We start from the raw sequence: 14,268 nt of genomic DNA on the forward strand, positions 1-14,268 counted from the left end.
GATTCTCGACCCATTACATTGTTCGTCAATTCCGAGTTGAATTGGCGAATTAAAAGCCGCCTGGACTTAAATAACTGGGATTTTCCTGTAGGGAAGTATCGAAGGGATTGGGTAAATCTTGGGTGCGAATTAAAGGCCCAGACTGTTGCTGTTGCATGACATCATAGTATAAAGTTTCGACCAATTTCGCATCCCGGGTAATCATATTATCAAAATAGGAACCTTGCATAAAAGTACGCCAACCCTCCCGAGAGTTGAACTGTCCTAAAATGCTGGTGTAGTCGTAGAAACGACCCGTATTGTTATTAACAGCGCGGTTAAACAAACCGGGGATATTATTAAATCCCACCGCCGTATCGGGAGAGGGGACAAGTTGCAATTGTTGGGTTTTTACCGGTGCGGGAGTGGTGGCGGGGGAACGTTGAGCGATCGCACTAGGCGAACTCAACCAGACTAAACTGGTTAAACAAAACAGGGAAGGGAGTAAAAATTGAGCGCGCATGGCTAAAAATCTCCTCGCGGGGGTAGGGTTAATTAAAAAATTGCTTCAATGGGATGAGAAAGAAATCAATACTAGAGATCGAGTCAATATATAATGACTTTTGGCTCAATTGTAACCGAAATTTTGGAGTCAGTCAGGCTCCCAATCCTGAAAATATGACTAATTCCTCGGTAGCGAATCTCGACACTGCTTCCCTGCGTCAATTTCTCCTCGATGCTCTTGTCCGTCTTGCCTATCGAGAGGGGGATTTCACCCTGTCTTCAGGACAAAAAAGCAGCTACTATATCAACGGCAAACAAGTTACCCTCACTGCGGAGGGAGCTTTAGCCGTGGGGCGTTTATTGCTGTCTCTACTGCCTCCAGATACCCAAGCGGTGGCAGGATTAACCCTAGGGGCGGATCCGATTGTCAGCGCCGTTAGTGTGGTATCTGCCTACGAAAATCGCCCGATTCCAGCTTTAATCGTCCGCAAAGAGGCAAAAGGTCACGGCACTATGGCTTATATCGAGGGGCCGACTTTAAACCCCGGTGCCGCGGTGGTTGTCCTCGAAGATGTGGTGACAACGGGGAAAAGTGCTATGGTAGCGGTAGAAAGATTACGCGATGCGGGTTATCAAGTGGATTTAATTATTGCTTTGGTGGATAGAGAGCAAGGAGGGGCGGAATTTTACCAATCTCAGGGAATACAGTTTCAAGCTTTGTTTTCGATTCAGGATCTACAGGCGGCTTATCAGACTAAATAGGGTTTGCGGCAAAAAGTTTTTCCTGGTGGCAGGGTGTGGGCTTCGGCCGTGAGCTCAGCCGAACGGGTGTGGGGTGTGGGCTTCGGCCGTGAGCTCAGCGTTCGACCGAGCTCACGCCGAGGTCCGAACGGGTGTGGGGTTTTACCAGTTTTGAGGTGGCCAATTACCTAATTTTCAGGGAAAAAGTCCCGGAATTTTCCCCCTGATCACTCCCATGCCTGGTACTTTTTGATTGACAAAAAGTCTAAAAGTCTTACCCAACAAGGTTTTTAGATTTTTTCAGCCTACCCTAAATAGCGGGGAGTGGCCAGAAACGCTCGATAACCGGGTTTTAAAAGTCGGTAAAACTTATCGGACAAAAGACCAGAGAGCGGCTTTAACTGCCTAAAAAATAAGTTATCTAGATTTTTTTCCTGTGAATAATTGGTAACTAGCTGAGGTTGTCGGCGCTAAGAAACGGATGGGAACATTGATAGATTCAGAGTCTAACTATTGACTAATACCTATTCTCGGCGGGGGAATCAAGATTGCTTGACTCTCTTGGCTGCTAATGAGTTGAAGCCTTTGTCACTTTACTGATAACCCTCAGACCGACTAACTGTATACTAGGCTATAAGATTTGCTTAAAAATCTTCAAACCATGCCGAACTATCGACAGTACAGCGATCGCCAAATATGAATCAAGGCATAGATTTACAAGAAAGTTTCATTAAATCCCTAACAGACTTGGGATTAAGTGGAGGACTGGCTAAAGCGATTTGGATGCCTTTACCCATGTTCCTGATGATTATAGCCGCCACAGTGGGGGTTTTAGTCTGCGTCTGGTTAGAAAGAAAAATTTCCGCCGCCGTCCAACAGCGTATCGGGCCGGAATACGCAGGACCCTTGGGCGTTTTACAACCGGTCGCCGACGGTCTCAAATTAGTCTTTAAAGAAGATGTCGTCCCCGCTAAGGCTGACCCCTGGTTATTCCTCTTTGGGCCGATTTTGGTGGTGATGCCGGTGTTTGTCTCCTACCTCATCGTCCCCTTCGGTCAAAATCTGGTGATTACTGACCTAAACGTAGGTATCTTTTTATGGATTTCCTTGTCCAGTATTGCCCCCATTGGCTTATTAATGGCGGGTTATGCCTCAAATAATAAGTATTCCTTACTGGGAGGCCTACGGGCGGCGGCGCAATCGATTAGTTATGAAATTCCCTTGGCTTTATCGGTATTAGCGATTGTGATGATGTCTAATAGTCTCAGTACCATTGATATTGTCGAACAACAATCCGGTTATGGCATTTTAGGCTGGAATATCTGGCGCCAACCGGTGGGTTTTCTGATTTTCTGGATTGCCGCTTTAGCTGAGTGTGAACGTCTGCCTTTCGATTTACCAGAAGCGGAGGAGGAATTAGTCGCCGGTTATCAAACCGAATACGCGGGGATGAAATTCGCTCTCTTTTATGTGGGTTCCTACGTTAACCTCGTGCTGTCGGCCCTAGTTTTCGCGGTCCTCTATCTTGGTGGTTGGGAATTTCCTATCCCCGTCAATGCTTTGGCCGGCTGGTTGGGAGTGAGTGAAACCAATCCCTGGCTACAAATTATCACCGCTTCCCTAGGGATTACGATGACAGTATTAAAAGCCTATTTTCTCATCTTCATCGCCATTCTCTTGCGTTGGACCGTACCCCGGGTTCGCATTGACCAATTACTCGATTTAGGCTGGAAATTCCTCTTACCGGTATCTTTAGTTAACCTACTACTTACCGCCGCCCTAAAACTAGCTTTTCCCTTTGCTTTTGGCGGTTAATTCCCATTTTTGCCCTGTTAACCTACTATACCTCTGACCATCATGTTTAACATCCTCAAACAAGTCAGCGATTACGCCAAAGGTAGCATTCAAGCGGCGAAATACATCGGCGAAGGTTTATCCGTTACCTTCGATCATATGCGTCGTCGTCCGATTACCGTCCAGTATCCCTACGAAAAGTTAATTCCCTCGGAACGTTATCGGGGTAGAATTCACTTTGAGTTCGATAAATGTATCGCTTGTGAAGTTTGTGTGCGAGTTTGTCCGATTAATTTACCGGTAGTGGATTGGACTTTTAACAAGGAAATTAAAAAGAAAGAACTCAAACACTACAGTATCGATTTTGGGGTCTGCATTTTCTGCGGTAATTGTGTGGAATACTGTCCGACTAATTGTTTGTCTATGACCGAAGAATACGAACTAGCGACCTATGATCGTCATGAATTAAACTATGATAACGTCGCCCTAGGCCGTTTACCCTACAAAGTCACCCAAGATCCGATGGTAACACCTCTGAGGGAATTAGGTTATTTGCCTAAAGGTGTCATCGAACCCCACGATTTACCCGCCGGTAGTCAACGCGCCGGTAAACGTCCGGAAGAAATTACTGATTAATTAGCAGTTAGCTATCAGCCGTCAGCCGTCAGCCTTCAGAAGCTGATAACTAATAATTAATAACTCTCAAACATAAAAGGAGATGAAACTACTGTGAATTTAGCCGAGGGCGTTCAAATAGTATCTTTTGGCATTTTAGCAGCCCTAGTAATCGGGACAGCTTTAGGCGTGGTACTATTATCTAATATCGTTTATTCCGCCTTTTTATTGGGCGGTGTTTTTATCAGCATTTCGGGTTTATATCTCTTACTAAATGCTGATTTTGTAGCGGCGGCACAAATTCTAATTTATGTGGGTGCAATTAACGTTTTAATTCTCTTTGCCATTATGCTTGTTAACAAGCAAGAGGACTTTTCTGATATTCCTAAACGTTGGATTCGTAAGGCATCTACTGCTTTAGTTTGTGTTGGTTTATTTGTGCTGTTATCGACCATGGTTTTAATCACACCTTGGTCAATTTCTAGCACTTCTCCGGCCGTGGTGACTAACACTTTAGTAGAAATCGGTAAGCATTTCTTTAGTGATTTCCTGCTACCCTTTGAATTAGCTTCCGTGCTATTATTAATGGCCATGGTCGGAGCAATTATTTTAGCTCGTCGTGACCTTATCCCCACCCTAAAAGCTGAAGAACCTACGGCCACAGCCTTAACATTGCCAGAACGACCCAGAGAATTAACCGCCCCTAAATAGGACAAAAGAAAGAGGTATCATGCAGATTCAGTTAGAGTATTATTTGTTATTAGCGGCGGCCTTATTTTGTATCGGAATTTATGGTTTAGTCACCAGTCGCAATGCTGTCCGGGTTTTAATGTCGATCGAATTGATGCTCAATTCCGTTAACATTAACTTAATGGGTTTTTCCAACTATCTTGACCCCGCTAATATCCGAGGCCAAATTTTTACTATTTTCGTGATTACCGTAGCGGCAGCCGAAGCAGCCGTGGGTTTAGCGATTATCCTGACTATCTATCGTAACCGCGACACCATCGATATGGAACAGTTTAATCTGCTCAAATGGTAAGCTTTTAAATATTTACCCCCCCTCTCTCCCTTTTTTGGGGAGAGTTTTTTTTGGCTAATTTTCCCTGTTAACGGGGATAAATCTCGGTGACAACTCGATCGGGGGAACTACTGGTAACAACAATGTTATTATCTTCTAAAGTGCCGATCGCTTTATCGCCAGTAAGATTAAATTTTGGTTCCTGTTGTTCATAGATAATATTCCCCTCGGCCTCGACAATTTTTTCCGACATTTTCCAAGTTAAGATCTGACTATACAATTGCGCCCCAGTTTTCTGATTAATTCCCTTAACCCCATCCTTGAGATAAGCGATGCGATTGCCTAATTCCACCACCACACGATTACCAGTAATAGTGATTTGATCTTGATATTGAAAAATTTCCGTGGGGCGATCGGAAGTTAGGGTACGATTTTGATAGTTCCAAATTGCCTGAGAACCAGAAATCTGTAAAGGTGGTTCTAAAGAGCGATATTCGAGGTTTTCTTGCAGGATAACCTGATTATTTTTTCTTTCCCAACGACCGCCGATAGCAGTCAGGCGATCGATAATAGTTTTATCAATATAGCGATCAAAAGCGACTTTTTGATCGGTACTAATGACCTGTTGCGGAATTTCCCAGTACAGGCGCTCGGTTTGCAGGACGACACGAGATTCCTTGGCGGTGGCCACCACTTGACCTTGTAATTCTAGTTTTTCTTGGCGCGTGTCGTAGCGTCCTTGGCGCGCCTTAGCTTCTAGTTGTAGATGACTACCTTTGATCCCTTTGGAGGAGATTAAAATACCCTCCTTAGGTAGCCAACGCAATTCCGGCGCGTTAATAATGGCCTTATTGCGGGGATCTACAGCCACAATATTATCTTTGAGGAGAATTTCCTGGCCTTCCTTGTAAACTTCACCGCGGTCAGCACTAACCTGTAAAACTACTTTCCCATCTTGATAGATATTACCCTTGATATTTTCCAGACGGGCGATTTTTTGGTCTTGGGTGTAGGTAGCTTTTTTGACCTGAATTTTCCAGAGGGGTTGTCCGGAGGGGTTAGCCTGTTCTAAGGTGGCATTATTGAGAATTAAGCGGCCAGTTTCCTCAATTTTAGGCGATTCTGTCGGCGAAATTTTCGGCGGATCGGGAGGTTGACAGGCTGTTAATCCCAGCAAACCGATTAGAAGGGCAGCCCCGCGCCCAATTGATAGTTTTAAGTGTAACCGCTGCCTCAATTTCGATCGCTCCGCTGCTATTTTATTAGGGGTCGAGAATAGATTCGCCTCCATCCCCTCCCATTCAGAACCGTACATGGAACTTTTACCTCATACGGCTCCTCGTTTGACTGTTCCCTTGTTAAGGATACAGCCTGACATTCATTGGCTGTCTATATATCATTGTAGTTGACTCAAGGTCAAGTTAACTACGGATGATTCTAGGCTTCCATTGGCTGCCGTTTGATCACTGAAGACCTGACTAGGCAATTATTTCAGGCATTTCAGCCTTATTTGATGCCTAAACGTTTCGCACATCTTTAGTTATTTTATCTTGACCAAATTTCAATAGCCAGATCAGCTAGATAATTAGCTCGCTTTTCAATTTCTTCCTTATTCCAGACATTTTTGTCAGAAAAGTATTTGTTCAAAGAAACATTACTGTCTTTAAACAAAATAACTTTGTCCGAAAATGGTTTATTAGATAAGCCTGAATTGTCGGCCGTCAAAGTCAGATTACCTAAAGTATGTAGCCAAGTTTTATGTATTTGTTCGTGATTATCACCAAGCATATCTTGCCAGTGCGCTGTTAATTTCTGGGGCATTATATGCTCTATTGTCAGGTTATCAGTATCAACCATCTCTTTGGTCATGCGGCGTTCTATGGTTTCCAGAATAAGCTTAACTCTATCATTTGTTTTGGCATTTTTACCATAGATGTCTTTTTTGATTAGTCCTTCACGAAATTCATCGTCTGATGGCCATGACTTTTCTCCTTGATAATTTCTCAGAACTTTTTTGAGATTAAACAGTGTATTATTAGAGTTAGATTGTTGTTTTATTTCTTTATATAAATTTTCAAAAATTTTCCCTAAAATTCTTGTAGATTTATTAACAAAGGATCGTCGAATAAAGTATGATTCTAAACAATCAACAATTTGAAGGAAATCCTGAATAGATAAATGCTTGTCTTGAAAATCTTTATAGATATTGAGAAGAAAAATATGACAAGTACCAAAATCTAGGCGATTTAATCGAATAAACCGATCTTTTAGTTCGTCTTTGTTTTCACTTTCTTGGGGAAAAACAAGACACTGATAATATTCAGCAAAGTTAATCAACTCATCTAGTTTATCTTTAATGTTAAAACTATTGTTTTCCGCATTTTTGTCTAGGCGTTTTTTAATTTCTTTATAAACTTCTTTTTGACTAATTGATTCACCGTCTTTGCGAAGATAGAACCAAAAAGAATTAGTCAATAATTCAGCATATTTTTCCTCTTTTTTTATTGGCTCTGTAGTAGCTAGTCTTTTAAAAGATGCTTCAAGAGGTTGCCACTTTTGTTTGTATATATCTTCTCGTTGTTCACTAGGTAACTTCATAAAAACATAGTTGCGGACTAAATCGGCTTGGGTAAGTTCTTGTCCTTTTGTATTGAGACTTTCAAAAATAAGATAAGGATTTTCTTCGCTATCAGAAGTAATATTGACTAAAATTAAACGCTCTAAAAGAATATTTTTGAAGAGTTTATGTTCTCCCTCTGCAAAATTCTTCTTTTTAAGACGTTCCTTAAAGTATTGATATGCCTTATATATTATTTTGTTATCAAATTCTCTGCTATTTTGGTTTTTTATGATACTTTTGTAAGCTTCACGATCACCTTGAGTTGGCAAGATTTTATAAAAATCATCATCTTTTTTAAACTTATTTATCAGATAGTATTCATATAATTCTTCCGCCAACTCTGTATGGTTTTTCTCTTGTAAATAATTTCGCAAAGCCGCTATGATGATGGCAAGAGTAGTAAGACGTTGTTGTCCATCTATTACGACATACGGAGATATACCTTCGGCTGTTCCAGGAATTGACTGGGTGACAATAGAACCAAGAAAATGAGGTTCTTGCTCCTTATCATAGAGACTCATTAGATCTTCCCATAAAGTCTCCCATTTTGACTTGTCCCAAGAATAAGGTCTTTGAAATAGAGGGATTTGAAATTGTTTAGTACCCTCAAGTAAATTACGAAGACTGGTTTCTGATGCTTTCATGATTTGATTTGCTCCTGCAATCGTTTTGTCTTTGGTAAAAGTGGTAAAAATTGTCTCAATTTGATTAGCCCATAAACGCCGAGCTTAGGGAACCGTCCGAAACCTTCCACGGCAAACTAAGGAAATCAACTAACTAAATAAAATCGCCCAGTTAACGGGAGAATGACCCCCACCGAGGCGGTTTATCCTCCTTCAAGGTGACATCTTTCACCCAGTTTAACTGATTTTCAATACTCCAATGCCCCTGAATTGGCTTCAAAAAGGCTTCCGCAGACAATCTTTCACTACTGATGAAATAAGTCTTCTCCTCAAAGTTTTTTCCTTCCCGTTTGCCTTGACGTTTCACGAGGACAAAGCTTTGTCAACCTTTCCATCCTGCTCATGGTTATATACTGAAACGATGCTGACTCACATCTTGCTCGCAAGTCTGTCCACCTTCTACCGTACACTTAATACTTTTTGCCCCAGTTGCCAGGATGGTTTGGTATTTGCTTTAATCGCTAGTTTTGCTGGGAAAAACCCCCGGTTGTACGGTGAGAGTTTGTTGTTTACCCCTGCGGTTAATCTCGATTTCCAGATTACCACCGATCGCACTGGTTTCTACACCTTGCTGCACATCCGAAGCGGTTTTAACGGGGTTTCCTGCCACAGTTTCGATGATATCACCCGCTTGCATCCCGGCTTTTTGGGCGGGGGAATTTTCCACCACTCGCAGGACGATTACCCCTTCATTTTGGTCAATATTAAAGTTTAATTCTTTAGTTTCGTTCAATTGCTGCCGTAATTCTGGGTTTAGCGTCACCATGTGGATACCGATGTAGGGATGTTCCGCTTTACCCTTGCTAGATAGCTGTCCCGCCACTTTTTGGGCGGTTTCGATGGGAATAGCAAACCCTAAACCCTGAGCATCGGCCCGAATTGCCGTATTAATGCCGATAACTTCCCCCTTGGCGTTCAGTAACGGGCCGCCGGAATTGCCGGGGTTAATAGCGGCATCGGTTTGAATAAAACGAACCCGTTTATCGGGAACCCCCACTTCGCTGCTAGTGCGTCCTAGGGCGCTAATAATGCCCACCGTAACAGTATTATCTAAGCCTAGGGGATTGCCAATTGCGATCGCCCACTCTCCGGGGGTTAAAGTTTCGGCCTTGCCAAAAGTCACCGTCGGTAAATTTTTCGCCTCGATTTTCACCAGGGCCACATCGGTCATATTGTCAACCCCCAGGACTTTACCCTGATAGGTTTGACCGTTTTTCAAAGTCACTTTTACTTGGGTTGTCCCTTCCACCACATGGGCATTAGTTAAAAGTAGTCCATCTGTACTGATTATAAATCCAGAACCGGTTCCCCGTTCCAAATGCTCCCTGGGAATCGGCACTTCATTACCAAAAAAGCGCCGAAAAAAGGGCTGTTTAAATTCTTCGGGAATTTGGTCGGCCACTTCCCGGGCCGAGTCAATCCGCACCACCGCCGGCCCGACTTTCTGCACGGCCTGGGCGATAAAATTAACATTGCCGTCGGTTTGGGGAATAACAGGAAGAGAGAGGGAAGCGGGGAGGATTGCCGGCGGTGTATTTACCTCTAGGGGTGCTTTTCTGCTTAAATACTGATTTCCTAGCACTCCTACAGTACCGCCTAGGGCGAGTAATCCCAGTGAAATCCCCAATCTTGTCAATAAACCCATAAGCTCTAGCCCTAAAATGTCGTGTGCGGTAGAATCGGCCCCAAACTTACCTATATTATAGGCTGTCTTTTTCAAAGACGAACCGCCGGGGCAGATAAAGGCTTTTTGTATTTGATGGCAGTGGCAATCACTGTGATGAAGCGTTTCTCATAAAGGTAAAGTGTAACGTATACTTGGCATCGTCTCCGCTCTCAGGTCTGCTGACTCCCCAAAAAGAAAATTTCGCACTCTACTACTAAGATAACCGCTGTAAGAATACTTCCCTGTAATCAAGTAGCTAAAACTTAACTCAGGTGCTACATTTTATAGAAATCTATTGGCTTTAAATATTGACAAAATTCTCGAAGCGGAATATGATGGTTTCAAATATTTCAAGGCTGAGTTTATGAATGATAATTTGAGGCTGGTTAATACACCTGAAGGTAAATTTTATTGTCTCGATCAGAAGATGGCTAACTTATTAGAAAATCTGCAAAATTTGGAGAGTGCTTATCCCGGAATCGACGATAAAATGATTCATCCGGGGGATGTTTGCTTTGATATTGGTGCCAATATTGGCACTTTTTCAACTTTAGCAGCCCGTTTATCATCCCCTGAAGGACGGGTATTTGCCTTTGAGCCTTGTCCAGAAACTCATCAAATTCTCTTGGAAAACCTGCGATTGAATAATGTTTCACATTTAGTACAAGTACAAACTGATGTTATTAGTGATACTCAAAAAAAATTTTCTATAAAAAAAGCCCCTAAAAACATGGGAGCTACCCGCTTTATTGAATCATCAGAGGTGGAGGGAGAACTATTTACTTCCACAACCTTAGATTTTTGGATAGAAAATAATTTGCATCTGAAACAATGTGATTTTATTAAAATAGATGTGGAAGGAATGGAGATTAAAGTTCTTCAGGGAGCTAGGAAGACCTTAAAACAGTATCACCCCATGTTATATATTGAAGTTTGTTCACCCCATTACGAAAAATATGGATTTAAAATTGAGCAATTGCAAGAATTTTTAGCAGAAATTGGCTACCATTTCTTTCGTTATTTCGCTCCTGCGCCTTTTCTCACTAGCGATCTACGTCGCCTCCATTCTCTTAACCAAGGTTCTTATTTTTATAATTTAATCGCCATTCACCCTAGCAGTCCTCGCTATCCTCAAAAATACAATTCTACACAAGAAGCTTTCCTGTTTATGATTGAGGAAAAATCAACAATTACTTATAGTGAATTACGCAGAAAATTTCCGATCAGAACTACAATTAAAAAACTTGTTAGGGGAGAAAAAAAGCCAGAATAAACTGAGATTTACCCCCACTGGGAGACTAATTAGGGAACTTACCCCGTTTACGGGTCTTCTTTTAGGGGTAAAATCACGAAACAGCTATGAGAATCTCACTTCATGCAATTGTTTGATCGCATCCGTTTAGGGATAGCCGTAGCGGTGGCTAAAACCGTTACTGCTGTGGTTAAAGGACTCCGTTTAGGGGCTGCCAGCGTCTTGCCGGGGGAAATTGCCCGTCGTCTCCATCCCCGTTTGTTACCGCTACTTTGTGGGCAAGTCCGACGGGGGGTAATTTTGGTGGTTGGCACGAATGGAAAAACTACCACTTCCCTACTGCTAAGAACTATTCTAGAGCGTCAGGGGGCAAAAGTCACCCATAACACCACTGGGGCGAATTTAATTAATGGTTTAATCACTGCTTTATTAGCCGATGCCAATTTATTCGGCACTTTAAAGGCTGATTATGCCATTTTAGAAGTGGATGAAAATATTCTCCCTTTGGTTTTAAAAGATTGTCGTCCTCGCGCTATTTTAGCTCTTAATTTGTTTCGCGATCAACTCGATCGCTATGGGGAAGTGGATACGATTAGTCGCCGTTGGCAAGGGGCCATATCTCCCCTACCCACCGATACTTTAGTGATTCTCAATGCTGATGATCCGACCCTTTCCCATTTGGGTCAACAACTGCCCCAAAGAGTTGTATATTTTGGCTTAAGTGAGCCAGAATTGTATCTAGAAGAAATTCCCCACGCTGTCGATTCTATTTACTGTCCTAAATGTGGTGCTTCTTTGGATTATCGCGGGGTTTATCTCTCCCATTTAGGGGATTTTAGTTGTCCTAGTTGCGGCTTTAAAAAGAGTAATCCTGCTTTTCATAGTCACGATTGGCCGCAGATTTTAATCGGTGTTTATAATAAATATAATACTTTAGCAGCGGGTTTAGTAGCCCAGGAATTGGGTATTAAAGATCGAGAAATTTTTGAGACAGTTCAGGGTTTTAAAGCGGCTTTTGGTCGAGCAGAAGAATTAGAAATTGAGGGTAAAAAAGTTAGAATTTTACTGTCTAAAAATCCCGTGGGTATGAATGAAACAATTCGCGCAGTGGCTGATATTTTACAGAAAGAAAAGTCTTCTACTACTCTCTTAGTTCTCAATGATCGCATCCCCGACGGGACGGATGTTTCTTGGATTTGGGATGTGGATACGGAAAAATTAACCCGCTTGGGAACAACTTTAGTAGTAACGGGCGATCGACTTTATGACATGGCTTTACGCTTACAATATAGTCAGGATAGTCTCGCTTATCCGGTTGATTTAATTGTTGAATCCGATCTAAAAAAAGCGCTCCAAATTGCCCTTAGTAACACCAAAAATGAGGAAACTTTACATATTTTACCTACCTATTCTGCTATGTTGGAAGTACGAGAGATTCTCACGGGTCGAAAGATTTTGTAGAAATTAGAAAAGAGTGAAGATTGGTGTTAGGTGTTGGGGTGTTAGGGTGTTAGTTGAATTCCCCCATTTCCCCATTTCCCCATTTCCCCATTTCCCCATTCCCCCATTCCCTAATCCCCTAAGAAATTATGCAAGAACTAGAACTAAAAATCGGCTGGTTATATCCGACCTTAATGAGTACCTACGGCGATCGAGGTAATGTTATTACTATCCAAAGAAGATGTCAATGGCGTGATATTCCTGTGACAATTATTCCCCTAGATGCTCAAACAGAAGCCGAGACATTTTATCAAGTAGATATAATTGTTGGGGGTGGAGCGCAGGATCGGCAACAGGAGATCGTTATGCGCGATTTACAGGGGAAAAAAGCAGCGGCGATGAAAGAACAATTATCGGCAGGAATACCGGGGGTTTTTACCTGTGGTTCCCCACAATTATTAGGACATTATTACGAACCAGCTTTCGGTCAAAGAATCGAAGGATTAGGATTATTAGACCTAGTAAGTAAACATCCCGGCCCCAATGCAAAACGCTGTATCGGTAACGTGGTTTTTGAAATTACGGCCTCTCCCTTAGCGGAGGAAATTAAAGCTATGACTGGGGAAAAACCGCTAGTAATTGGCTTTGAAAATCACGGGGGTCGTACCTATTTACAGACCGTTTCTCCTTTAGGAAAGGTGATTACTGGCTACGGAAATAACGGAGAGGACGGTTATGAAGGAGCATTTTACCACAATGCGATCGCTACCTATGCCCACGGTCCCTTACTACCCAAAAATCCCTTTTTAGCCGATTGGTTAATCCAAAAAGCTTTAGAACAAAAGTATCAAAAACCGATTTTTTTAACAAAACTTGATGATTCTCTGGCCCTGAAAGCACGATTTGCCATGTTTGAACGACTAGAACTAACCGGCGTGACCAATAAAGCCTAAACTGGTCATATACACTTATGGCAGGAGATAGTCAAACTAGCCATTAAGAATTTTAATTGTGGCAGCTTATGAAATTATGACTGGAAAAATTATCGATCGTCAAACGGCGGGGTTTCTCGTCCTCATCATCCCCCTAGCGGTGCTAATCATCCTTGTTTTTACCGCTTGGCCATTGATCCTACTTGTCTTCCTCTTAACTCTGGCAGTCAAGGTGTGGCAAGACTATCGCTGGTCAAAATTATCGACGGTGATTAACCCCTATTTCAATCAACTTTTACAGGACAATCAAGGTTGTCTCACCCCGATTGACCTATCGGCAAAAGCCAATCTCACGGCCAAATTAGCCAGACAATTTTTAGACAGAAAAGCTGAGGAATTTGGGGCGCAAAAAAAAGCTGTAGGCGATAAGGGTATGGCCTATTACTTTATCACCGCCAGTACCTTGGGTAGTATTTTTGATGAGAGTGACCCCTCTTTAGAAGAAATAGGGGAAAAACAAGTTCCTGCGATTACTGCCTCGAGATCTCCCCTGACCAATTTAGAGCCATCGCAGGAGGCTAAATCCCCCCTGATTGTCGCCGAGAAAAGCGAAAATTCTGTCTCGGAGGTTCCTGTTATTTCCTCCTCCCAATCTCTGACTAATTTAGGTAAATTATTTGAGGAAAAAGAGGAAGAAAATATCGCAGCAATCTCTGTTCAAGAAACGGTAATTCAAGAACCGGAGGAGATAATTAATCCTAGTTTAAACAGTTCTGCCAGTTCTTTGCTCCAGTCAGAAGCAGAAGTTAGGGAAGAATCACTAACCTCTGTATCTGAAGCCATCTCATCGATGAGTTTGGCGGATTTGGCTAAACGTTTAGGAGTTACTCCGGCCGTTTTGGGTAGAAACAAGAAAAATAAATCCGAAACAGAATTCGCCGATTGGAGTCGCATCAGAGATCCCGATGGTATTGCTTGGAAATTTGACGCAAAAAACTCCCTATTTATGGCCAACTGATAG

Annotated in this window: 14 protein-coding genes; 9 read left to right on the plus strand and 5 right to left on the minus strand. The window is 42.4% G+C overall.

Features of this window, described 5'->3' with window-relative positions:
- Positions 1 to 49: 49 nt before the first annotated feature.
- Complete coding sequence (locus IM462_RS10825) at positions 50 to 502, minus strand: porin (protein ID WP_287700088.1); 453 nt, start codon at positions 500 to 502, stop codon at positions 50 to 52.
- 53 nt (positions 503 to 555) lie between these two features.
- Between IM462_RS10825 and pyrE the strand changes: the two genes are divergently transcribed.
- The 5 genes from pyrE (at position 556) to nuoK (ending at position 4,675) form a co-directional block, all read left to right on the plus strand.
- Positions 556 to 1,245 carry an orotate phosphoribosyltransferase gene (gene pyrE, locus IM462_RS10830; protein ID WP_287700087.1) on the plus strand — a complete coding sequence of 230 codons (690 nt, stop codon included), beginning with the start codon at positions 556 to 558 and terminating at the stop codon, positions 1,243 to 1,245.
- 675 nt (positions 1,246 to 1,920) lie between these two features.
- Positions 1,921 to 3,039, plus strand: coding sequence for an NADH-quinone oxidoreductase subunit NuoH (gene nuoH, locus IM462_RS10835; RefSeq protein ID WP_016514317.1), 1,119 nt, complete (start codon positions 1,921 to 1,923; stop codon positions 3,037 to 3,039).
- A gap of 42 nt (positions 3,040 to 3,081) precedes the next feature.
- Positions 3,082 to 3,654 carry an NAD(P)H-quinone oxidoreductase subunit I gene (ndhI, locus tag IM462_RS10840; protein WP_002733194.1) on the plus strand — a complete coding sequence of 191 codons (573 nt, stop codon included), beginning with the start codon at positions 3,082 to 3,084 and terminating at the stop codon, positions 3,652 to 3,654.
- Between the two features lie 93 nt (positions 3,655 to 3,747).
- Positions 3,748 to 4,344 carry an NADH-quinone oxidoreductase subunit J gene (locus IM462_RS10845; RefSeq protein ID WP_002775036.1) on the plus strand — a complete coding sequence of 199 codons (597 nt, stop codon included), beginning with the start codon at positions 3,748 to 3,750 and terminating at the stop codon, positions 4,342 to 4,344.
- A gap of 25 nt (positions 4,345 to 4,369) precedes the next feature.
- Positions 4,370 to 4,675, plus strand: a complete 306-nt coding sequence (gene nuoK, locus IM462_RS10850; RefSeq protein ID WP_197533180.1) for an NADH-quinone oxidoreductase subunit NuoK — start codon at positions 4,370 to 4,372, stop codon at positions 4,673 to 4,675.
- 67 nt (positions 4,676 to 4,742) lie between these two features.
- Here the strand turns inward: nuoK and lptC are convergent, their stop codons facing one another.
- From lptC to IM462_RS10870, 4 genes are all read right to left on the minus strand, one after another.
- Positions 4,743 to 5,891: an LPS export ABC transporter periplasmic protein LptC gene (gene lptC, locus IM462_RS10855; protein ID WP_287700108.1), complete on the minus strand. Its 1,149-nt coding sequence runs from the start codon at positions 5,889 to 5,891 to the stop codon at positions 4,743 to 4,745.
- 308 nt (positions 5,892 to 6,199) lie between these two features.
- Entirely contained in the window at positions 6,200 to 7,918 is a 1,719-nt protein-coding gene (locus IM462_RS10860; protein WP_287700086.1) for a DUF262 domain-containing protein, read from the minus strand.
- A 151-nt stretch (positions 7,919 to 8,069) separates the two neighbouring features.
- Positions 8,070 to 8,264 (minus strand): hypothetical protein, encoded by a 195-nt coding sequence (locus tag IM462_RS10865; protein WP_043998279.1) that lies wholly within the window; start codon positions 8,262 to 8,264, stop codon positions 8,070 to 8,072.
- A gap of 147 nt (positions 8,265 to 8,411) precedes the next feature.
- Positions 8,412 to 9,602, minus strand: coding sequence for an HhoA/HhoB/HtrA family serine endopeptidase (locus IM462_RS10870; protein ID WP_287700107.1), 1,191 nt, complete (start codon positions 9,600 to 9,602; stop codon positions 8,412 to 8,414).
- 316 nt (positions 9,603 to 9,918) lie between these two features.
- Here IM462_RS10870 and IM462_RS10875 point away from each other — a divergent pair, with 316 nt between their 5' ends.
- From IM462_RS10875 to IM462_RS10890, 4 genes are all read left to right on the plus strand, one after another.
- Entirely contained in the window at positions 9,919 to 10,896 is a 978-nt protein-coding gene (locus tag IM462_RS10875) for an FkbM family methyltransferase (protein ID WP_287700085.1), read from the plus strand.
- Between the two features lie 102 nt (positions 10,897 to 10,998).
- Positions 10,999 to 12,336 carry a Mur ligase family protein gene (locus IM462_RS10880; RefSeq protein WP_104396028.1) on the plus strand — a complete coding sequence of 446 codons (1,338 nt, stop codon included), beginning with the start codon at positions 10,999 to 11,001 and terminating at the stop codon, positions 12,334 to 12,336.
- 128 nt (positions 12,337 to 12,464) lie between these two features.
- The gene (locus IM462_RS10885; RefSeq protein WP_012267906.1) at positions 12,465 to 13,268 is read left to right on the plus strand and encodes a type 1 glutamine amidotransferase; all 804 of its coding nucleotides are present in this window, start codon (positions 12,465 to 12,467) and stop codon (positions 13,266 to 13,268) included.
- Positions 13,269 to 13,344: 76 nt separating this feature from the next.
- Complete coding sequence (locus tag IM462_RS10890; RefSeq protein WP_353737340.1) at positions 13,345 to 14,265, plus strand: hypothetical protein; 921 nt, start codon at positions 13,345 to 13,347, stop codon at positions 14,263 to 14,265.
- Positions 14,266 to 14,268: the final 3 nt, after the last annotated feature.

The organism is Microcystis sp. M144S2 (assembly GCF_020246065.1).
GTDB lineage: Bacteria > Cyanobacteriota > Cyanobacteriia > Cyanobacteriales > Microcystaceae > Microcystis > Microcystis ichthyoblabe_A.